The organism is Isoptericola sp. BMS4 (assembly GCF_011634835.1).
Lineage (GTDB): Bacteria > Actinomycetota > Actinomycetes > Actinomycetales > Cellulomonadaceae > Isoptericola.
This window is the reverse complement of record NZ_SIRP01000001.1, coordinates 3,487,676-3,509,470: the sequence shown is the minus strand read 5'-3', so window position 1 is coordinate 3,509,470 and position 21,795 is coordinate 3,487,676. Positions and strand designations below refer to the sequence as shown.

The following is a 21,795-nucleotide window of genomic DNA, read 5'->3' as shown; positions in this document are numbered from 1 at the left end:
GTCACCCATCGCAACACCCCTCGCTAGATCAGGTGTTGCGACGACCGCTTGAACCCGCCCTCGTGCGAGCTGTCAGGCCCTCCGGGTGGTATACGCCCCGCACGTCCTGACAACTCGGTGGGGATGACCCCCGTCGGGCACGGGGGACGGGGACGTTGGCGCGGGGGCTGGGCCCATGTCGGGCGACGACGCAGGTCACAAGGCTGGAGGGGTCCGACCGTCCAGCCCTGAGGAGCACCCGTGGCCGTCCTCGACGCCCCTGCCGCGTCCACCGCGCCCCCGCCCCGGCGACCCGCCCCGCCGGCCGCGCACCCCCGTCCCGGCGGCCCGCCCCCGGTCTCCCGGCGCCCGCGGCGCGACCCCTTCGTCGACGCCGTGCGCGCGCTCGGGACGGTCGGCGTCGTGCTGCTGCACTGGCTCATGGCGGAGGCCGCGTGGGACGGCCGGACGCTCGCCGTCGGCAACGCCCTCGGCCACGGCGCCGGATGGCTCCTGACCTGGCTGCAGCCGCTGCCGCTCCTGTTCCTCGCCGCGGGCGCCGCGGCGGGCTACCAGCATGCCGCGACGGCCGCGCGGGGGAGCGGCTGGGCCCGCGTGGTCGCGGCCCAGCTGGCGTCCGTCGCGCGGCCCGTCGGGGCGTTCGCGGCCGCCTGGGCGGCGGCGGTCGCCGTGCTGCTCGCCGTCGGCGTGCCCGACGCCGCGGTGTGGCGCATGGCGCGGATGGCGCCGCAGCTCCTGTGGTTCCTCGCCGTGTGGGCGGTGCTCGTGGCGCTCACCCCGGTGCTCCGCGCGGCCTGGCGGCGCTGGCGGTGGGGTGCGCTCGCCGTCGCGGTGGCGCTGCCCCTGGCCCTCGACGCGCTCCGGTTCGGCGTCCCGGGCGAGGCCACCGCGGTCCTGGGCTGGGGGAACGTCGTCCTCGCGTGGGCGGTGCCGTTCCTCGCCGGGGTCGCCTACGCCGACGAGCGGGTCGCCCCCCGCCGTCCGGCCGCCGGCACGGCGCGCGGGGCCCGGTGGCTGCTCGCGGGCGGGGCCGTCGCCGCGCTCGCCGTGGCGGCCGTGCTGGTCGCCGTCGGCCCCTACCCGGCGAGCCTGGTCGGCATGCCCGGTGATGCGGTCTCCAACCTCGGCCCGCCGACGGCTCCCGTCGTGGCGCACGCGGTGGCTCTGGTCTGCCTCGCCCTGCTCGCCCGCGAGGCGCTGGCCCGCCGGGCCGGCGAGGGGCCGGGACGGCAGGTGGTCGCCGCCCTGGCGCGGCGCTCGATGACCGTCTACCTGTGGCACCTCACGGCCATGTTCGTCGTGGTGGGCGTGGTGCTGCTCGGCCTCGGCCAGCGCCTGCCCGAGGCGTGGGGCGCCGACTGGTGGTCGTCCCGCCCGGCGTGGTTCGCCGGCTACCTGCTGGTCCTGCTGGCGCTGCTGCGCCTGTTCGGTCGCTTCGAGGACCGTCGCTGATCCGTTGTGGGCGCGAGACACGCCGCTATCGTTTCGGGGATAGCGGCGTGTCTCGCGCCCACAACGCTCAGCCGGGCGGGTCGGGGATCGCGTAGGGCAGCCGGTGCAGCGTCCGCGCGCGCTCCTCGCCGCGGGCCTGCTCCGCCTGCCCGCGGGCCAGCTCGCGGTCGCGGCGCTCGTGCAGGACGGCGTGCAGGAACGCCTCCGCCGGCGTGCCGAGCGGCGGGCTCGGCGCCACGTACGGCTCGATCCGCCCGGCGAGCTCGTCGGCCAGGGACGCCCGCGAGGCCGGCGCGAGGCGCGGCGCGCGGTCGAGGAGCTGGCGGGCGGCCAGCGCAAGGCCGTCCGGCAGCCGCCGGATGTCGGCGGAGCGCGCCCACGCGGCGAGCTCCGGCGGCATCAGCAGGGGCGTCGACCAGCCGCGCCCGCCCCGCACGCGGATCACGTACGTGCCCGCGAGCAGGTCGCCCAGACGCTTGCCGCGGGAGTTCGCGAGCGAGGTGATCAGTGCGACGCTGCCGAACGTCAGCCACAGCTCGCCCACGCCCGCCAGCGCCCGGACGAGCGAGTGCCGGAACCGCACCGGCCCGCCGTCGTCGCGCACCACCCGCAGACCCGTGGCCAGCTTGCCCAGCGACCGGCCGCGCGTCAGCGTCTCGACGGTGACCGGGACCACGACCATCACCAGCACGGACATCGCCACGGTCGCGACCCGCAGCCACCGCTGGTCGAGGGACGCGACGTTCAGGGCGGCCACCAGGACCACCACGAGGACGCCGACGGCGATCACCGCGAGGTCGAGCAGCGCCGCCAGGGCGCGCGTGAGGAACGACGCCGGGCGTGCGTCGAGGACCACGCCCTCGCCGATGAGGATCCCGTCGTTCATGCCGCTCTCCCGCTCGTCCGACCGTGCCGTGCGTGTGAAAGGCTATCGGCCGTGGACCTCGACGCCTTCACCGCCGTGCACCGCCACCAGTGGGACCGGCTGCAGCAGCTCACCCGCAAGCGGCGGCTCGACGGCGCGGAGGCGGACGAGCTCGTGCGGCTCTACCAGGCCGTCGCGACCCACCTGTCCACGGTGCGCTCGGCCGCGCCCGACCCGGTCCTCGTCACCCGCCTGTCCGACCTGCTCAGCCGGGCGCGGCTGCGCCTCGGCGGGGCGCACGAGCCGGCGTGGAGCGACGTCACGCGCTTCGTCGCCGTCACGGTCCCCGCGGCCCTGTACCGGGTGCGCTGGTGGTCGCTCGGCGTCATCGTGGCGTGCCTGGCGATCGCGGTCGTCGCGGGCGTGCAGGTGGCGACGGACCCGGACGCGCTCGCGCTCATGGGTACGCCCTCGCAGCGGGAGGCGTACGTCGACGACGCGTTCGCCTCCTACTACGACCCGGGCGTGTCGTTCGCGGCGATGGTGTGGACGAACAACGCGTGGATCGCCGCGCAGTGCGTCGGCCTCGGCATCACCGGCGTCTGGCCCGCCTGGGTGCTGCTGCAGAACGCCGTCCAGGTGGGCGCCACCGGCGGGATGATGGCCCACTACGGGGATCTGGACATCTTCCTGCAGCTCATCGCCCCGCACGGCCTCCTGGAGCTCACGGCGGTCTTCGTCGCGGGCGCGGCCGGGTTGAAGATCTTCTGGACCGCCGTGTCGCCCGGTCCCCGGCCGCGCTCCGTCGCGCTCGCGCAGGAGGGCCGCGCGCTCGTCACGGTCGCGATCGGCCTCGCCGGGGCGCTGGCGGTCTCCGGCCTGGTGGAGGGCTTCGTCACCGGGTCGGGGCTGCCGTGGTGGCTGAAGATCGCGATCGGCGCCGTGGCGCTCGCCGGGTTCTGGGTCTACGTGCTCGTGCTCGGGCGCCGGGCGACGGCCGCCGGGCTGACCGGCGACCTGGACGCCGACCGGGCCGGCGAGGTCGTGCCGACCGCCGGTTGAGGCCGCCCTACAACCGTCCGGCGGCCTTGAGCGCGAGGTAGGTGTCGGCGAGCCGCGGGGCGAGGTCGTCGGGCAGCGCCTCGACCACCTCGGCGCCGCGCTGGCGCAGCACGGCGGCGACGGCGGACCGCTCGAGGTCCGCGCGGGCGGCCGCGGCGGCGTCGTAGACGGCCGTGGACGTGGTGCGGTCCGCGCGGAGCCGGGCCAGGTCCGCGTCCGCCACGGCGGCGACGACGACCTGATGGGTCCGGGTGAGGCGGTCGACGACGGGCAGCAGCCCGGTCTCGACGGCGGCCGGGTCGAGCGTCGTCAGGAGCACGACGAGGGCGCGCTGCGTCACCTGCGTGCGCACCTGCGACACGAGCCCGGTCCAGTCCGTCTCGAGCAGGGTGGGCTCGACCGTCGCCAGACCCTCGGCCAGGGCGGGGAGCAGCCGCGGCCCCGACGCCCCGGCGACCCGGGCCCGCAGCGTACGGTCGTAGGCGAGCACCTGGACGCGGTCGCCGGCACGGTCGGCGAGCGCGGACAGCAGCAGCGCCGCCTCCAGGCTCGCCTCCAGCCGGGTGCCGCCGACGGTCGGCGCCTCGGCGTCCGCCGTGGCGGGCGCGGGATCGGCGGTCCCGCCCGGGGCGTCGCCCCCGCCGGGCACGACGTCGGCGTCCCCGATGCGGGCGGCGGACGTGCGCCCGGTGTCCAGGACGACGACGACGCGTCGGTCCCGCTCCGGCCGCCAGGTGCGCACGACGACGTCGCGGCGGCGGGCGGTGGCCCGCCAGTCGATGGAGCGCACGTCGTCGCCCACGACGTACTCGCGCAGCGAGTCGAACTCGGTGCCCTCGCCGCGCACCTGCACGGCGGCGCGGCCGTCCATCTCGCGCAGCCGCGCGAGCCGCGACGGCAGGTGCCGGCGGCTCGCGAACTCGGGGAGCACGCGGATGCGGCCGGGGACCGGCAGCGACGCCTGCCGGGCGGCGAGCCCCAGCGGGCCGTACGCGCGGATGGACACCGGGCCGGCGGTGCGCTCGCCGCGGCGGGTGGGCAGCAGGGGGGTGCGCACCCGGGCGGACTCGCCCGGGGGGAGGTCGACGCGATGGCGCCCGGAGTGCGCGACCACGGGGCCGCCCGCCGTCCGGGAGCGCGGGTCCACCACGACGGACGGCGGCCACGCGTCGCGGACCAGGGCGCGCAGCCGTCGTGGCGCCTCGTTGGTCAGGACGAGCTCGGAGCGCGCGGGCGTGCCACGCCGCACCGAGCCGGGCACCGCCCGGCGCACCGCCACGGCGCGCGGGGACGCCGCGAGCGCCACGTCGAGGGCGCACGCGGCCACGACGACGATCGCCCAGACGAGCACCGTGCCCGGCACGGGCAGGACCGCCACCGGGACCACGCCGAGGACCGCCAGGGCGACGGCCCGCCACGTCAGCGCCATGCCACCGCCTCCAGCGCGTCCGGCGCGTCCGGCACGGCCCCCGTCATCGGGGGACCGGCACGGAGGCGAGCACGGACGACAGCACGCTCTCCGCGGTGACGCCCTCCAGCTCGGCCTCGGGGCGCAGCTGCACGCGGTGGCGCAGCGTGGGGTGGGCGAGCGCCTTGACGTCGTCGGGCGTGACGTACCCGCGGCCGGACAGCCAGGCCCACGCGCGCGAGGTGGCGAGCAGCGCCGTGGCGCCGCGCGGCGAGACACCCAGCTCGAGCGAGGGCGAGGTGCGGGTGGCGCGGCAGACGTCGACGGCGTACCCGAGCACCTCGGGGGCCACCTGGACGCGGCGCACCTCGGCGCGCGCGGCGGCGAGGACGTCGCGCCCGGCGACGGGGCGCACCCCGGCGGCGGCGAGGTCGCGGGGGTCGAACCCGGCGGCGTGGCGCGCGAGCACCTCGATCTCGTGGTCGCGCTCCGGCAGCGGCAGCACGACCTTGAGCAGGAACCGGTCGAGCTGCGCCTCCGGCAGCGGGTAGGTGCCCTCGTGCTCCACGGGGTTCTGCGTCGCGATCACCATGAAGGGGTCCGGCAGGGGCCGCGGCTCGCCGTCGACCGACACCTGACGCTCCTCCATCGCCTCGAGCAACGAGGCCTGCGTCTTGGGGGGCGTGCGGTTGATCTCGTCGGCGAGCATCAGGTGGGTGAACACGGGACCCTCGCGGAACGAGAACTCCGCCGTGCGGGCGTCGTAGACGAGGGATCCTGTCACGTCGCCGGGCATGAGGTCGGGCGTGAACTGCACCCGCTTGTCGGACAGGTCGAGGGACGCGGCCAGGGACCGCACCAGCAGCGTCTTGGCGACGCCGGGCACGCCCTCGAGCAGCACGTGCCCGGAGCACAGCAGGGCGATGAGCAGGCTGGTCACGGCGGAGTCCTGCCCGACCACCGCCTTGCCCACCTCGCCGCGGACGCTCGCCAGGGCGGTGCGCAGCTCGCGCGACGGCGTCGTGTCCACGGCGGGGGCCTCCGGGGCGGCCGGGGCGGACGGTGCGGCCGGTGCGGCCGGTGTCGCCGGGGCATGGTCGGGTGCGGCCTGCGGCGCCGGGCCGTCGGTCGCCTGCGGCGCCGGGCCGTCGGGCGCCTCCGCGGCCGGTGCCGGCGCTGCGGGCGCGGGGCGGGGCGTCGTGTGCGGGTTCTCGTCGGGGGTCGTCACGATCGGTGGACCTCGCTCTCCAGGGTGTCGAGCCGGTGGGCGAGCTCGGTGAGCTGCGCCTCGTCGGTGGGCGGGGGGCCGTACAGCAGGGCGGCGACCTCGTGCGCGGGTCGTGCGGTGGCGCGCGCCACCGCGTCGGTCAGCGTGGTGGGGTCGGCGGAGCGGGGCAGCCCGAGCCGCCGAGCCACGCGCTCGGCCGTCGAGGCCCGCAGCCCGGCGGCGGCGTGCCCGCGGGACCGCGCGCGGCGGTAGAGCCGCGCCCGGCCGCGCGTGGACTCGGAGGCGCGCACCACGACGGGCAGGGGCTCGGCCACGAGCGGGCCGAGCCGCCGCGCGCGCCAGACGGCCGCGACAACCACGACCAGTAGTGCCCAGAGCCCGACGACCCCGGCCCACGGGGGCAGCATGGAGCCGGTCGGGCCGGGGCCCGAGCCGGGCGTGGTGGTCGTGTCCAGGGGATCCTGCACGAGCCAGACCAGCTCCGTGTGCGTGCCGAGCAGGTGCAGCGCCAGCGCCGCATCGCCCTCGTCGAGCACGGTGTCGTTGCGCAGGAACGACGCGTCGTCCACGAGGGTGACGTCGCGGTCGCCGTCGCGCACGCTCGCGAGCACCGCGCCGTCGCGGGTCGGCCAGCACAGGGTGACGTCGGGGTCGACGCCGTCCCGGGCGGCCAGCCCGCCGCTGAGGACGACGGTCCCGGCGGCCACGGCGGCGGGCACGTCGCAGCCCGGGTGGACGGGGTCGGTGGGCGGGTTCGTCGCCGGGAAGCGTTCGAGGACATCGCCGGATGCCGCCGTCACGAGCAGCTGGTCCGCACCGGCCACGACCAGGTCGGCCTCGGTGCCCGCCAGGGCGTCGGCCTGCGGGCCGAGCAGGTACGGCGCCGGCGTGACCAGGAGGGTGCTGCCGGGGCCGGCGGCCCCCAGGGCGTCGGCGACCGTCGTCACGTACCGCACGTCCACGCCCTGGTCGGCGAGGACCTCGGCGACGGCGCGCGCGCCGTCCGGGCGCGCGTTGTCCGGGGCGTACGGCACGGTCGACGTCGCGGGGCGGGACACCGCCATCACGAGCACGGTGAGCGCCAGCGCCGAGAGCACGAGCACCGTCCAGCGGGCCCGGCGCCAGCGCCCGGCCGCGCGGCTTCGCGCCGTCGTCCCGTCGCCGGTCACGGTGGGGGACGGGGCGGGGGCGGTCGTCGTCACGCGACCACCTCCGGGGCCGCCCCGGCAGCGGGTGCGGGGCGCAGGGCGGCGACCCGGGCGTCCAGTTCACGGACGGAGGCGTCGTCCGCCGGACCGGCGGGCAGCGTGCCGTAGCAGACGTCGTCGAACAGCACGGCCGCGCGGTGCAGGGCGTCGGCGGCGCCGGGGAGACGCGCGGACGCGGCGGTGGCCGCCTCCTGCGCGGTCCGGCCCGGCTGCTCGTCGATCACCACGCGCTCCTCCAGGGAGCGCACCACGGCGCGGAACCGGTCGAGCACGGCCGCGTGCCAGTCCCCGCGGGCCGCCGCCGCGTCCGCCGCGGCCCGCAGCTCGGCGGCGGTGCGCTCGTCGTCGGCGAGCACGGCGACCGACGGCCGTGCGCGCCGGCCGACGCGGACCGGTCCCGCCACCCGCCACGCGATCAGCGCGACGACGGCGACGGCGACGATCACCCCGATGGCCAGCGGGAGCCGGGAGACGTCCAGGGCCGGCATGCCGTCGAAGAGGCCCTGGAGCCACTCCAGCAGGCGTTCGAGCAGCGACGGGTTCTGGTCGTACTCCGGCCGCGACAGCTCCTCGAGCAGCCAGCGGTGCGCCGTCTGCCGGTCCGGGTCGACGGGGACCTCCGCGGGCACGCGGGCGAGCGCGGCGGCCGCCAGGCCCCACGACCCGGCCGCGGGGCTCACGCGAGCATGCCCGGCGGGGGGCCGGGCGGGGTGGACGTCCCCGGCGTCCCGGGCCGCTCGGCACCGGGCTCCGGCGCCTGCGCGGCCGCGGCGAGCTGTACGTCCAGGCCCTCGCGCCGCATGCGGACGTCCACGTACTGCAGGGCGACGACGGACGACAGGAAAATCGTGATGATCGTCGCCGTCAGCACAGTGGTGAGGATCGTCCCGACGACGATGCCGGTCGTCGCGGTCGAGGCTCCGCCGAGGCTGAACATGCTGCTGGCGAACGAGATCGGGTACGTGACGATGCCGGCGGCGATGCTCACCATGATGTACGCGAGCAGCCACACGCCGAAGAGGCGCCAGAACGAACGGCGGGTGAGCCGCCACGCGCGCGGTAGCGTCGAGCCCAGGCCGCGCCCCTCGAGGGCGAGGGCGGGCGCGACGAGGAGGAGCCGGGTCATGAGCCAGACGGCGGCGACGACACCGGCGGCGGCCAGGAGCACGCTCAGCGTGACGGTGGCCGCCACCGAGGTGCCCGAGAGGCCGGCGATGACCAGCACGAGCAGCGCGATCCAGGCCGTGAAGAGGACCGTCGCACCCAGGGAGCGCAGCAGCGCCCAGCCGATCAGCACGAGGACGCGCGGCCGGATCCGTGCCCACACCTCGCGGACGGTCAGCTTGCGCCCGATCACCGACTGGCTCACCGAGACCGTGAGGATGCCCTCGACCACCGGGGTGGCCAGCAGCGTCGTGAGCGCGGTGCCGAGCGACGCCGCGATGGTCTGCGCGTACAGGGAGGCGAACCCGGCGAGCTCGGGCTCGCTCGACGTGACCGTGCCGAACGCGTCGGACAGCGCCGGCACGACGAGCTGGCCGATGAGCACGCCCAGCACGGTGGCGACGAGCAGCACCAGCGTCGCCATGCCCAGCATCACGCCGGGGTTGTGGCGGATGGCGCTGAACGCGCCGTCGTAGATCTCGCCGAGGGACAGCGGGCGCAGGGGGACGATGCCCGGCTTCACGGCCGGCGGGCCGTAGGGCGATCCGGCCGGCTGCTGCCCGTACTGCTGCTGCCCGTACTGCGGCCGCGCCTGCCCGTACTGCTGGTGCCCGTACTGCCCGGACGGGGGCGCCGGGGCGCCGGGCGCCGGCTGCCCGTAGCGGGGCGGCTCGGGGGCCTCGCCCCAGCCGGACGGCGGGGTGGGCTGGTCGGGCGTGGACATCGCGGCCTCCCGGGCTGCAGGGCGGTCGGGTGGGTCAGGGTGGGTCGCCGTGCGGTGGTGCCGGGACGGGCCGGTCCGGGTGCCGACGGCGGTACCGGCGCGACCCGTGCGGCGCGTCGGTATGGACGACCCTAGTACGCGGGGCCGCCGCGCGAGGTCCGCACGGTCCGCGCCGAGTGGCGTGGCCTGGCAGTATGAAGCCATGAAGTCCCGTGTTCTGGTGGTCGACGACGATACGGCCCTGTCCGAGATGATCGGCATCGTCCTGCGGGCCGAGGGGTTCGAACCGACCTTCTGCACGGACGGTGAGAGCGCCGTCACCGTGTTTCGCGACGAGCAGCCGGAGCTGGTGCTGCTCGACCTGATGCTCCCCGGCAAGGACGGCATCGAGGTCGCTCGCGAGATCCGGGCCGAGTCCGGCGTGCCGATCATCATGCTCACCGCGAAGACCGACACCGTGGACGTCGTGCTCGGGCTGGAGTCCGGCGCGGACGACTACGTCACGAAGCCGTTCAAGCCCAAGGAGCTCGTCGCCCGCATCCGCGCCCGCCTGCGCCGCACGGACGAGCCGGGCCCGGAGCACCTGCGCGTGGGCGACGTCGAGATCGACGTCACCGGGCACAGCGTGCTGCGCGACGGCGAGCGCATCGGCCTCACGCCGCTGGAGTTCGACCTGCTCGTCGAGCTGGCCCGCAAGCCCTGGCAGGTCTTCACCCGCGAGGTGCTGCTGGAGCGGGTGTGGGGGTACCGGCACAGCGCCGACACCCGCCTGGTCAACGTGCACGTGCAGCGGCTGAGGTCCAAGGTCGAGCGCGACCCGGAGAACCCCACGGTGGTGCAGACCGTGCGGGGTGTGGGCTACAAGGCCGGTGCCCCGCGCTGAGTCCGCCCGCCGCGTGCCCCGCCTCGCGCGGCGCGCGTGGCGGGCGGCCGCGGTGCGGGCGCGCCGCCTCGCGCTGCGGTGGCGGTCCTCCCTGCAGCTGCGCGTCGTCACGACGGCGCTCGCGTTCGGCGTCGTCTTCGTCGCGCTGCTGGGCCTCTACCTGTCGGGGTCGGTGCGCGACGGCCTCTTCGAGCAGCGCGTGGACCGCATCGAGGTGGAGAACGCGGCCATGACCGACCAGGTCCGCTCGACGTTCCAGTCCTCCCCGGCGACGACGACGACCGACCTGCAGTCCCTGATCGACACGATAGTCCAGACCCTCGCGGCCGGGGCGTCGAGCGCCCAGGACTTCCTGCTGCTGAGCTCCCCGGACCTGAGGTCCGGCTCGCTCGACGTCGCCACCCAGCCCGAGCTGAGCGCGCTCATCACCCCGCAGCTGCGCGCCGCGACGGCGGCCGCGGACCGCCAGGTGCTGCAGTCCGTGCTGATCCCGGGGGAGCACGCCCAGTCCGGGCACGCGGAGCCCGGCGTCGTCGTCGGGTCGACCGTCGAGGTGCCGACGATCGGCACGTACGAGCTCTACGCGATCTACTCGCTGCAGGCCGAGCAGGAGACCCTGTCGTTCGTGCAGCGCACGCTGGCGATCGGCGCGCTCGCGATCCTCGGTCTCCTGGGCGCCCTCACCTGGGTCGTCACCCTGCAGACGGTCGCGCCCGTCCGGCGGGCCGCCACCGTCGCCTCCCGCCTCGCCGACGGCCACCTCGACGAGCGGATGGCGGGCAGCAAGGGCCGGGACGAGATGGCGACGCTGGCCCGGACGTTCAACGAGATGGCCGCGAACCTCGAGGACCAGATCGCCCGCATGGAGGAGCTGTCCGCCGCGCAGCGGCGGTTCGTCTCCGACGTCTCGCACGAGCTGCGCACGCCGCTGACGACCATCCGCATGGCGAGCGAGGTCATCCACGCCTCCCGCGACGACCTGGACCCCGCGGCGCGCCGGTCCGCCGAGCTGCTGCAGACCCAGCTGGACCGCTTCGAGACCCTGCTCACCGACCTGCTCGAGATCAGCCGCTTCGACGCCGGCGCGGCGGTGCTCGACGTCGAGCCGCGCGACCTCCGGGACCTCGTCGCAGCGGTCGCGGAGACCGCGATGCCGCTCGCGGAGTCGAAGGACGTCTTCCTGTCCGTGACGCTGCCCGACGAGGTCGCGTCGGTCGACGTCGACCCGCGCCGGGTGGAGCGGATCGTGCGCAACCTCGTCGTGAACGCCGTCGAGCACGCCGAGGGCAAGCCCGTCGAGGTGACCGTGGCGGCCGACGCGCGGGCGGTCGCGATCGTGGTGCGCGACCACGGCGTCGGGCTGACGCCGGAGCAGCTCTCCCGCGTCTTCGACCGCTTCTGGCGCGCGGACCCCGCCCGCGCGCGCACCACCGGCGGCACCGGGCTGGGCCTGGCGATCTCCCTGGAGGACGCCCGCCTGCACGGCGGGTGGCTCGAGGCGTGGGGCAAGGAGGGCGAGGGCGCGGCGTTCCGGCTCACCCTCCCGCGGCGCGCGGGCATCAGGCTGGAGCGGTCCCCGCTGCCGCTGACCGGACCGACCCGCGGGGTGACGGCGATGCCGACCGGGCAGGTCCCGGTCGTGAACCCGCCGACCGGACCGACGCCGACGGCGATCCCCGACCTCTCCGACGAGGCGCGCCCGGACGTCGACGGCGCGGACGTCGACGGGGTGGACGTGGTGGTCGACCCGGGCGGGGCCGGCCGCGGGCGCGACGACGTGCACGACGAGCACGACGAGCACGACGAGGTCGAGGAGACGCGATGAGCACGCGGCACCGGACGAGGCGCGCCCGCGCCCCGCGGACCACCGTCCTGACCACCGCCCTGGCCGCCCTCCTGGTGGTCCTCGTGGGCGTGGTGACGTCCTGCGCCCGGATCCCGACCGAGGGCCCGGTGCGCGACGGCACGGCCGAGCTGGAGGAGGCCGGGGAGATCGGCTACATCCCCTCCGGCCCGTCGCCGGGCGCCTCGCCGGACGAGATCGTCCAGGGCTTCCTCAACAGCGCGTCCGTCGGGCCCACCTCCGCGACGTTCGTCGCCGCGCAGGAGTACCTCACCGAGCGCGCATGGCGGGGATGGGACCGGTACGCCCGGGTGCTCGTGCTGGACGGCCCGCCGCAGCTCGACTCCGGCGACGTGCCCGAGGACGCCACCGAGGCGACCGTGACGGCCGACGCGAGCGCCGTCGCGACGCTCGACGAGCACGGCACCTACACGGAAGGGGCGACGGCCAGCCCGGTCGAGACCCAGTTCACGCTCGCGCGGAACGCGGCGGGGGAGTGGCGCATCGCGGGCCTCGAGGACGGGCTCATGCTCACGACGGCCTTCTTCAGCCAGGCGTTCCACCTCACGACGCTGTACTTCCCCACGCCGGACCTCACCCAGTGGGTGCCGGACGTGCGCTGGTTCCCGCGCCAGACCTGGCGGACGGACGCCACCGGCGAGATCCTCGCCGGACCCCCGGAGTGGCTCGCGGACTCGACCACGACCGTCGTCCCCGAGGGCACGACCCTCGCCCTGGACGCGGTGACGGTGAGCGACGACGGGACGATCGACGTCAGCCTCACCTCCACGATCTCCCAGGCGACCGCGGACCAGCGGGCGATGGCCCTGGCGCAGCTCGAGGCCACCCTCGTCGAGGGTGAGGGGCGCGAGGTCGTGCTCTCCGACCGCACGTCACCGCTCGCCGTGCCCTCCGAGACGGAGGTCGTCGGGCCGCGGACCGAGGGCGACGCGCTCGTCGTCGCCGACGGACGGCTGCGGCGCGTCGTCGGGCAGGAGATCGAGGACCTGCCGGACGCGCCGTCGCTGGCCGGGCTCGACCCGACGGCGCTCGCCGTGGGCCAGGGGGACGACCCGGTCGTGGTGCGGGACGGCTCCGGTCGCGTGGTCCGCGTCGCCGCCGACGCCGCGCCGCAGCTGCTGCTGGCGGGGGAGGACCTCGTCGCCCCGTCGGTCGACCGGTTCGGGTCGGTGTGGAGCGCGCGCGGCAGCCGGCTGCTCGTCGCGACGGCCGAGGGCCGCACGACCAGGATCGATGTCGACTGGCTGGAGCCCCGCACGGTGCTCGGGCTGCGCGTGTCGCCGGAGGGTGCGCGGGTGGCCGTGGTGACCTCGGGACCCGGGGGACGCATGGTGCAGGTGGCGGGCGTCCAGCGCGACGCCGACAACGTCCCGACGGGTCTGTCGAGCCCGGTGCGGGTGGGGGCGTCGGTACCGCAGGCCGAGCTCGCGGTGTGGCAGGACGAGGCGACCCTCGTGCTGCTCGGCGCGGACGTCGACGCCGACGACGGCCGGTCCCTCTACCTGTCGGGCGTCGGCGGGCTGCTCGGCTCGGGCGGCCTCTCGCGCGAGCTGACGGGCGCGTCGGACCCGCGCTGGGCGACGGCCTCCGTCGGGGCGGGCACGCTGCTCGCGCTGAGCGGCGACGGCACGCTGTCGGCCCGGCAGTCGTCGTCCCTGTGGCCGGTGGTCGCCACCGACGTGGACCTGGTCGCCTTCCCGGGCTGACGGGCCACGACGCCGTCCCCGGCGGGCGACCTGGGCCCGCCGTCCACAGCCGTGCGCCACGGGCGCCCGCCTCCGCGCCGTCGGCCGGCAGGCTGCCGGCATGCCAGGACCTCCCGTGCCCGCCCTGCGGGCCCTCGCACGGCTCGTGCTGCCGGTCGCGTGCCCGGGGTGCGGCCGCCTCGACGTCCTGTCCTGCTCGGCCTGCACGGCCTCGCTCACCGCGGGGCCGCACCGGGTCGAGACGGCCGCACCGCACCTGGACCGCGTGGACGGCGCGGCACCGCTGCCCGTGTGGGCGCTCGCGGCCTACGCCGGCCCGGTGCGCCGGCAGGTCCTCGCCTGGAAGGACCGCGGGCGCGTCGACCTGGACCGGGTGCTCGCGCCACCGCTGCGCCGCGCCGCCGCCGGCGTCGCCCCGCCCGTCGCCGCCGCCGTCGCCGCGACGGCCCCGGGCCCGGTGCTGGTCGTGCCGGCGCCGTCGACCGGCCGCGCCCGGCGTGCCCGCGGCCGTGACCACGTGACGGTGCTCGCCCGCGCCGTGGCGTCCGGGCTCGCCGACGCCGCCGTGCCCGCGCGGGTCACGCCGGCGCTGCGCCGGCGGGGACGCTCTCTCGACCAGGTCGGCCTCGGCGCGCGGGCGCGTGCCCGCAACCTCGCCGGCCGCGTCGTCGTCCGGCGAGCGGCCCGCGACCGGGTGCGGCGCGCACCGTGCCTCCTGGTCGACGACGTCGTCACCACGGGCGCGACCCTGGCCGCGGCCGAGCGGGCGCTGGAGGCCGCGGGCGCCGTCCCCGTCGCCGGCCTCGTGGTCGCCGCGACCCCTCCACCAGGCCTGGACGGCACCTTCGCGAACACGTTGCGTGTTCCGGTGCCCACGTCTCGCGAGGTGGGGTTAGCCTGGGGATCCGACGGCGGGTGAAATCGCGGACGCGGTTCCCCGGCCGACCCCGCGAGCGGGCCGGGTGAGAACCCGGCGACCGGGAGGTGGTGCCGTTACCGGCACCGTCCGAGGTGCCCAGACAGCACAACCGGGCTGCTCGGGACACGAGCGGCCCCACGACGAAGTGGAGCACACGATGGAGATCGTCGTCGTCGGAAGGCACACGGAGGTGGCGGACCGGTTCCGCCGTCACGTGGAGGACAAGCTCACGAAGGTCACGCAGCTGGCGCCGTACGCCCGCCGCGTGGACGTGGAGGTCACGCGCGAGAAGAACCCGCGCCTGGCCGAGGTGCGTGAGCGCGTCGAGCTGACCGTCCGGGACAAGGGGCCCGTGATCCGCGCCGAGGCCGCCGCGGACGACCGGTTCGGAGCCCTCGACATGGCCCTCGACAAGCTCACCGAGCGTCTGCGCCGGTCGCGCGAACGCCGCAAGGAGCACCGTCGTCGCACCAACGGGATCATGGAGTCCGTGGACGTCCGACCCTACGACGAGGTCGCGGCCGAGGAGGCCGCCAAGGCCACCCCGGAGCCCGAGCCGGCCGCCCTCACCGAGCCCGGTGACGCGGTCGAGCACCAGCTCGGCGACTCGCCCGTCCTCATCCGCTCCAAGCTCCACCGGGCGGAGCCCATGACGCTCGACGACGCCGTCTACCAGATGGAGATGGTCGGTCACGACTTCTTCCTCTTCATCGACAAGGAGTCCGCTCGGCCCGCCGCCGTGTACCGCCGCAAGGGCTGGACGTACGGCGTGATCGAGCTGGACACCCAGGTGGGTGACGTCGAGCCGGTGACCGCGCTGACCTGACCCGTTGCGGTCGCGGTCGAGCGGGGCCGTTCATCGGTTGTGGTCGAGCGGGGCGAGGGTTCTTCGCGGGGACGCGTTCACGGGCGCTGGGCGCCCTCCACTTCGGGAGTGAGACGTCCCCGCGAAGAACCCTCGCCCCGCTCTCCTGCTGTCGGCTCACGGTCGACCATGTGCTTCCCCGGTGCCGAACATGTGGTCTGTCCGGGTTTCGACGGCACAATCCGGGACCAACCACATGTTCGGCACCCGGGGGCGGTCCATTTCGGCCACCGGCAGACCTGCTCGTCGTCGTGCTCGTGTCGGTGGGGGCGGGCAGGATGCCCGGGTGGACTCCATGACGCTCGCCCAGGCACGGCGCGTCGCGCTCGCGGCGCAAGGGTTGCACCGGCCCCGGCCCGACACGTCGCGCGGCCCCGTGACGATGCGGCGCCTGCTGGCCGAGGTGGAGCGGGTCAACCTGCTGCAGATCGACTCGGTCAACGTGCTCGCCCGCGCCCACCTGATGCCGCTGTACTCCCGTCTCGGGGCGTACGACGTCGGTCTGCTGGACCGGGCGGCGTCGAGGGCGCCGCGGCGTCTGCTCGAGACGTGGGCGCACGTCGCCTCGTTCGTGCCCGCCGCCACGTACCCGCTGCTGGAGTGGCGCCGCCGCAACGCCCGTCAGGAGGCGTGGGGCATGATCTCCGGCGCCGCGCTGGAGCACGCCGCCGAGCTGGACCTGGTGCGCCGGCTGGTGGCGGAGCGGGGGCCGGTCACCGCGAGCCGCATCCACGACGAGCTCGAGGCGGCCGGCCGCGCGTCGGCCCGCTCCCGCGAGGAGTGGGGCTGGAACTGGACGGTCGCGAAGCGCTGCCTCGAGTACCTGTTCTTCACCGGCGAGGTGATGACCGCCCGGCGCAACACCGCCTTCGAGCGGTGCTACGACCTGCCGGAGCGGGTGCTGCCCCCGGCGCTGCGGCACGCCGAACCCGTCCCCGACGACGTGGCGGTGCGGCGTCTCCTCGAGCTCGGAGCCCGTGCCCACGGCGTCGGGACGCTCCGCTGCTTCGCCGACTACTTCCGCCTCAAGGGCCCCGCCGTGCGCCGGGCGCTGGACGAGCTCGTGGAGTCCGGGACGCTCCTGCCGGTCACCGTCCGGGGCTGGGACGAGCGCACGTACCGGCACCGCGACGCGCGGGTGCCGCGGCGGGCCACGGGCCGCGCCCTCCTGAGCCCGTTCGACCCGCTGGTGTGGGAGCGCCGCCGCCTCGAGCGGCTGTTCGACGTCTACTACCGCATCGAGATCTACGTGCCCGCCCCGAAGCGCACCCTCGGGTACTACGTGCTGCCGTTCCTCCAGGGCGACGCGATCACCGCGTTCGTCGACCTCAAGGCCGACCGGCAGGCCGGCGTGCTGCGCGTCCGCGCGGCGCACGCCACCGCCCACGCCGACGCGGACACCCTCGCCGAGCTCGGCGACGAGCTGGACACCCTCGCGGGCTGGCTGGGGCTGGGCGCCACCGACGTCGAGCCGGTCGGCGCGCTGGCGGGCGACCTGGACGCCGTGCTGCGCGCCGCGTGACCGCCCGGCCCGCCCGCCCGCGCGGCCGTCCGGCGACCGCGGGCCGGTCCTCGCCGTCCTGCCTCCGGCGGCCGGACGGCCCGGCGCCGTGGCCGGCGCCCACGTAGGATCGGGCCCCCGGGAGGAGGACCGATGGGCGAAGCCGTGCTCTATCTCGTCGCAGCGCTCGTGGGCGGTATGGCGGCGACGCTCGTGCGGCTGCCGCCCCTCGTCGGATTCCTCGCGGCCGGGTTCGCGCTCGGCGCGACGGGCGCCCCGGAGCTCCCGGAGATCGAGCTGGTCGCCGAGCTGGGCGTCGCGCTGCTGCTGTTCGCCATCGGCCTGAAGCTCGACGTGCGGTCCCTGCTGCGCCCCGAGATCTGGCTCACCACGGTCGTGCACCTGGCGGTGAGCATCGCCCTCGCCGTCGGGTTCCTCGGCGTCCTCGCGGTCGCGGGCGTCGCGCTGCTCGCGGACGAGTCGTGGGGTTCGCTCGCGCTGGTCGGGCTCGCCCTGGCGTTCTCCTCGACCGTGTTCGTCGTCAAGGTGCTCGAGGACCGCTCCGACACGACGGCGCTCTACGGGCGGATCGCGGTCGGGGTGCTGGTGGTGCAGGACGTCGTCGCGGTCGCGTTCATCGCCGTCTCCACGGGCGAGCCGCCGAGCCCCTGGGCGCCGGCCCTCGTCGCCCTCGTGCCGGGCGCCTGGCTGCTGCGGCGTGTGTGGGACCGCGCCGGGCACGGCGAGCTGCAGCCCCTCTTCGGGGTGTTCGTCGCCCTCGTGCCGGGATTCTGGCTCTTCGAGGCCGCCGGGCTGTCCGGCGACCTGGGCGCGCTCGTCATGGGCGCCCTGCTCGCCGGGCACCGTCACGCCACCGAGCTGTCCCGGTCGCTGCTGAGCGTCAAGGACCTCGCGCTCGTCGCGTTCTTCCTGCAGATCGGGCTGCACGGGGTCCCCACCCTCGCCGACGTCGCCCTGGCGGCCGCGCTGCTCGTCCTGCTGCCGATCCAGGCCGCGCTGTACGCCCTGCTGCTGTGGGCGATGCGTCTGCGCCGGCGCACGGCGTTCCTCGTCGGCCTCGCGCTGGGCAACTACTCGGAGTTCGGCATCATCGTCGTGACCGTCGGTGCCACCGCCGGCCTGCTGGACGAGGAGTGGGCCGTCATCGTCTCCCTGGCGGTCGCCGCGAGCTTCGTGGTGTCCGCCGTCGTCAACCGGCGCGGCGTCGAGATCGCCGCCTGGCTCACCCGCTTCCTGCCGCGGCGCGACGTCGCCCGCCTGCACCCCGACGACCGGCCGGTCGACGTCGGGGACGCGGACGCCGTCGTCCTGGGGCTGGGACGGGTGGGCTCCGCGACGTATCGGCGGCTGCGGGACGCCTACGGCCTCACCGTGCTCGGCGTCGAGCACGACCGCACCCGCGTGCAGACGCTGCGCGACGAGGGCGTCGACGTGGTCGGGGAGGACGCGACCGACTCCGAGTTCTGGGCGCGGGTCAAGCGGGCCGGCAGCGTGCGGCTCGCGGTGCTCGCCATGCCGTTCCACAAGGCGAACCTCATCGCGCTCGCCCGGCTGCGGGCCGCCGGGTTCGAGGGCCGCGTCGCCGCCATCGCCCGCTACGACGAGGACGCCGCCGAGCTGCGTCGGCACGGCGCCGACGCCGTATTCCACCTCTACGGGGCGGCGGGGGCCGAGCTGGCCGACCGTGCCGTCATCGCGTCCGCCGGGCAGGCGGGCACCGGGAGGCCCGCCGCGCCGAGCTCCTGAGCGCCCCGGAGTTTCGTCGGGCGCGAACCTGGGAGGGCCGCCCCGCCGACGGGCCTAGGATGGTCGGCGGTATGACATGGTGACGGTGCGGTCGGCGTCTCGGCCGGCGCCGTCGCCACCTGCCCGTTCGGTCCCGGCGTGCCGGGGCGCCACCGACCCTGGAGTACTGCGTGCCTGCGATCCTCGAGAAGGTCCTGCGTTTCGGCGAGGGCCGGATCCTCAAGAAGCTCACGAGCCTGGCCCAGCAGGTGAACCAGCTCGAGCAGAGCTTCACCGAGCTCAGCGACGCCGAGCTCCACGAGGAGACCGACCGCTTCAAGGAGCGGCTCGCGCACGGCACCACGCTCGACGAGCTGCTGCCCGAGGCCTTCGCCGCCGTCCGTGAGGCGGCCCGCCGCACGCTCGGCCAGCGGCACTTCGACGTCCAGCTCATGGGCGGCGCGGCCCTGCACCTCGGCAACATCGCCGAGATGAAGACCGGTGAGGGCAAGACCCTCGTGGCCACGACGGCGGCCTACCTCAACGCCCTGGAGGGCAAGGGCGTCCATGTCATCACCACGAACGACTTCCTCGCGAAGTACCAGGGCGACCTCATGGGCCGCGTCTACCGGTTCCTGGGTATGACCACGGGCGTCATCCTGTCGGGGCAGACGCCGGACGAGCGGCGCAAGCAGTACGCCGCCGACATCACGTACGGCACCAACAACGAGTTCGGCTTCGACTACCTGCGCGACAACATGGCCTGGTCGCCCGACGACCTCGTGCAGCGCGGGCACCACTTCGTCATCATCGACGAGGTGGACTCCATCCTCATCGACGAGGCCCGGACGCCGCTGATCATCTCCGGCCCCTCGTCGGGCGACGCGAACCGCTGGTACACGGAGTTCGCCAAGGTCGTGCGGCGCCTGAACGTCGACCAGGACTACGAGGTCGACGAGAAGAAGAAGACCGTCGGCGTGCTCGAGCCCGGCATCGAGAAGATCGAGGACTACCTCGGCATCGACAACCTCTACGAGTCGCTCAACACGCCCCTGATCGGGTTCCTCAACAACGCGATCAAGGCCAAGGAGCTGTTCAAGAAGGACAAGGACTACGTCGTCCTCAACGGCGAGGTCATGATCGTCGACGAGCACACCGGTCGTATCCTCCCCGGCCGCCGCTACAACGAGGGCATGCACCAGGCCATCGAGGCCAAGGAGGGCGTGCAGATCAAGGCGGAGAACCAGACGCTCGCCACGATCACGCTGCAGAACTACTTCCGCCTCTACGACAAGATCGCCGGCATGACCGGTACCGCCGAGACCGAGGCGGCCGAGTTCCAGGGCACGTACAAGCTCGGCGTCGTGCCCATCCCCACGAACAAGCCGATGATCCGCATGGACCAGCCGGACCTCGTGTACAAGAACGAGGACGGCAAGTTCAACGCCGTCGTCGAGGACATCGTCGAGCGGCACGCCAAGGGCCAGCCGGTCCTCGTCGGCACCACCAGCGTCGAGAAGTCCGAGCTGCTGTCCGGGCTCCTCAAGCGCGCAGGCGTGCCGCACAAGGTGCTCAACGCCAAGGAGCACGAGAAGGAGGCCGCCGTCGTCGCCCAGGCCGGGCGCAAGGGCGCGGTCACCGTCGCGACCAACATGGCCGGCCGCGGCACCGACATCATGCTCGGCGGCAACGCCGAGTTCCACGCCGTGGCTGCGATGGCCGAGCGTGGCTTCGACGCCGCCGAGGACCCGGAGGCCTACGAGGCCGCGTGGCCCGACGCGCTGGCCGAGGCCGAGGCGTCCGTCGCGGCGGAGCACGAGGAGGTCGTCGAGCTCGGCGGGCTGTACGTGCTCGGCACGGAGCGGCACGAGTCCCGGCGCATCGACAACCAGCTCCGCGGCCGTTCCGGCCGACAGGGCGACCCGGGCGAGTCCCGGTTCTACCTGTCCATGCAGGACGACCTCATGCGCCTGTTCAACTCGGGTCTCGCGTCGTCGATGATGGACCGCGCGGGCTTCCCGGACGACATGCCGCTCGAGTCGAAGATGGTGACGCGCGGGATCCAGAGCGCGCAGTCCCAGGTCGAGTCGCGCAACTTCGAGATCCGCAAGAACGTCCTCAAGTACGACGACGTCCTGGCCCGGCAGCGCTCCGTCATCTACGCCGAGCGCAAGCGCGTGCTCGAGGGCGAGGACCTCGCCGAGCAGGTGCAGCACTTCCTCACCGACGTCGTCACCGCGTACGTGGACGGCGCCACCGGCCAGGGCAACCCGGAGTCGTGGGACCTCGACGCACTGTGGACCGCGCTGAAGTCCGTCTACCCGGTGTCCATCACGGCGGACGACGTCGTGGAGGAGGCCGGGGGAGTCGGTGCCCTGAGCCACGAGATGATCCTCACCGAGCTGCTGTCCGACGCACGCGTGGCGTACGAGGCGCGCGAGGAGCAGCTCGGCGAGGCCGCGATGCGCCAGCTCGAGCGCCGCGTGGTGCTCTCCGTGCTCGACCGCAAGTGGCGCGAGCACCTCTACGAGATGGACTACCTCAAGGAGGGCATCGGGCTGCGCGCGATGGCGCAGCGCGACCCGCTGGTGGAGTACCAGCGCGAGGGCTACCAGCTCTTCCAGGCGATGACCGAGGCCATCAAGGAGGAGTCGGTCGGGTTCCTGTTCAACCTCGACGTGCAGGTGCAGCAGCCGGCCGCCGGCGGTGGGCCCGTCATCTCCACGGCCGGGGCCGCGGCCGCCGCGCAGTCGGCCGTCGGCCAGGCGGTGCGTCCCGCCCCCACCGACGCGAGCGCGGCCGTCGGGGGTCAGGCGCCCGCGGCGCCGGCCGCCGAGACTCCGGCCGAGGTCCCGGCGCAGCCCGCCGCGCAGGAGAGCCCGTCCGAGCCCGTCCCCGCCGAGACGGAGGAGGCGCCGGCGGAGCCCGCCCCCGCCGCCGGCGACGACGAGCCCGTGCTCGTGGCCAAGGGCCTCGAGGCCCCGCGCCCCCAGGCGCTGCAGTACTCCGCGCCGAGCGAGGACGGGTCGACGTCGGTCGCCGGCGGGTCGTCGTCGCGGCGGTCGCGCCGCGCGGCGCTGCACGGCGAGGCCACCGCCGTGGAGAACGACGGCCGGACCTTCCCCGGGACGCCCCGCAACGCGCAGTGCCCGTGCGGTTCGGGCAAGAAGTACAAGGTCTGCCACGGCGTCAACGAGTGA

At 75.3% G+C, this 21,795-nt stretch carries 16 protein-coding genes; 10 read left to right on the top strand and 6 right to left on the bottom strand.

Translation table 11 applies throughout. From position 1 onward, the window contains the following. Positions 1-240 precede the first annotated feature (240 nt). On the top strand, positions 241-1,452 hold the full coding sequence (locus EYB28_RS15835) for an acyltransferase family protein (RefSeq protein WP_166849797.1): 1,212 nt from the start codon (positions 241-243) through the stop codon (positions 1,450-1,452). Positions 1,453-1,519: 67 nt separating this feature from the next. On the opposite strand, the gene EYB28_RS15830 is transcribed toward EYB28_RS15835, so the two are convergent. After that, positions 1,520-2,338 carry an RDD family protein gene (locus EYB28_RS15830; protein ID WP_166849795.1) on the bottom strand — a complete coding sequence of 273 codons (819 nt, stop codon included), beginning with the start codon at positions 2,336-2,338 and terminating at the stop codon, positions 1,520-1,522. A gap of 51 nt (positions 2,339-2,389) precedes the next feature. On the opposite strand from EYB28_RS15830, the gene EYB28_RS15825 reads away from it, so the two are divergent. Next, positions 2,390-3,379 (top strand): stage II sporulation protein M, encoded by a 990-nt coding sequence (locus EYB28_RS15825; RefSeq protein ID WP_166849793.1) that lies wholly within the window; start codon positions 2,390-2,392, stop codon positions 3,377-3,379. Between the two features lie 7 nt (positions 3,380-3,386). On the opposite strand, the gene EYB28_RS15820 is transcribed toward EYB28_RS15825, so the two are convergent. From EYB28_RS15820 to EYB28_RS15800, 5 genes are all read right to left on the bottom strand, one after another. Beyond that, complete coding sequence (locus EYB28_RS15820) at positions 3,387-4,808, bottom strand: DUF58 domain-containing protein (protein ID WP_166849790.1); 1,422 nt, start codon at positions 4,806-4,808, stop codon at positions 3,387-3,389. 43 nt (positions 4,809-4,851) lie between these two features. Further along, on the bottom strand, positions 4,852-5,817 hold the full coding sequence (locus EYB28_RS15815; RefSeq protein ID WP_166852553.1) for a MoxR family ATPase: 966 nt from the start codon (positions 5,815-5,817) through the stop codon (positions 4,852-4,854). Between the two features lie 194 nt (positions 5,818-6,011). Further along, on the bottom strand, positions 6,012-7,217 hold the full coding sequence (locus tag EYB28_RS15810; RefSeq protein ID WP_240930591.1) for a DUF4350 domain-containing protein: 1,206 nt from the start codon (positions 7,215-7,217) through the stop codon (positions 6,012-6,014). Further along, on the bottom strand, positions 7,214-7,903 hold the full coding sequence (locus EYB28_RS15805) for a DUF4129 domain-containing protein (protein WP_240930753.1): 690 nt from the start codon (positions 7,901-7,903) through the stop codon (positions 7,214-7,216). Before EYB28_RS15805 ends, EYB28_RS15810 begins: the two co-directional genes overlap by 4 nt. After that, positions 7,900-9,111: a glycerophosphoryl diester phosphodiesterase membrane domain-containing protein gene (locus EYB28_RS15800; protein WP_166849787.1), complete on the bottom strand. Its 1,212-nt coding sequence runs from the start codon at positions 9,109-9,111 to the stop codon at positions 7,900-7,902. The genes EYB28_RS15805 and EYB28_RS15800 overlap by 4 nt, the downstream gene beginning before the upstream one ends. Positions 9,112-9,313: 202 nt before the next feature. On the opposite strand from EYB28_RS15800, the gene mtrA reads away from it, so the two are divergent. The 8 genes from mtrA (at position 9,314) to secA (ending at position 21,795) form a co-directional block, all read left to right on the top strand. Continuing rightward, complete coding sequence (gene mtrA, locus EYB28_RS15795) at positions 9,314-9,994, top strand: MtrAB system response regulator MtrA (protein ID WP_166849784.1); 681 nt, start codon at positions 9,314-9,316, stop codon at positions 9,992-9,994. After that, entirely contained in the window at positions 9,981-11,819 is a 1,839-nt protein-coding gene (gene mtrB / locus EYB28_RS15790; RefSeq protein WP_370459491.1) for an MtrAB system histidine kinase MtrB, read from the top strand. The genes mtrA and mtrB overlap by 14 nt, the downstream gene beginning before the upstream one ends. Continuing rightward, positions 11,816-13,564, top strand: coding sequence for an LpqB family beta-propeller domain-containing protein (locus EYB28_RS15785; protein WP_166849781.1), 1,749 nt, complete (start codon positions 11,816-11,818; stop codon positions 13,562-13,564). The genes mtrB and EYB28_RS15785 overlap by 4 nt, the downstream gene beginning before the upstream one ends. Before the next feature lie 100 nt (positions 13,565-13,664). After that, on the top strand, positions 13,665-14,483 hold the full coding sequence (locus EYB28_RS15780) for a ComF family protein (RefSeq protein ID WP_166849778.1): 819 nt from the start codon (positions 13,665-13,667) through the stop codon (positions 14,481-14,483). Between the two features lie 157 nt (positions 14,484-14,640). Then, positions 14,641-15,309 carry a ribosome hibernation-promoting factor, HPF/YfiA family gene (gene hpf / locus EYB28_RS15775; RefSeq protein WP_166849775.1) on the top strand — a complete coding sequence of 223 codons (669 nt, stop codon included), beginning with the start codon at positions 14,641-14,643 and terminating at the stop codon, positions 15,307-15,309. Positions 15,310-15,643: 334 nt separating this feature from the next. Then, positions 15,644-16,870, top strand: a complete 1,227-nt coding sequence (locus EYB28_RS15770) for a winged helix-turn-helix domain-containing protein (protein ID WP_240930751.1) — start codon at positions 15,644-15,646, stop codon at positions 16,868-16,870. Between the two features lie 132 nt (positions 16,871-17,002). Then, a complete protein-coding gene (locus tag EYB28_RS15765) occupies positions 17,003-18,616 on the top strand; it encodes a cation:proton antiporter family protein (RefSeq protein ID WP_166849770.1) in 1,614 nt (537 codons plus the stop codon). 170 nt (positions 18,617-18,786) lie between these two features. After that, the gene (secA, locus tag EYB28_RS15760) at positions 18,787-21,795 is read left to right on the top strand and encodes a preprotein translocase subunit SecA (protein ID WP_166849768.1); all 3,009 of its coding nucleotides are present in this window, start codon (positions 18,787-18,789) and stop codon (positions 21,793-21,795) included.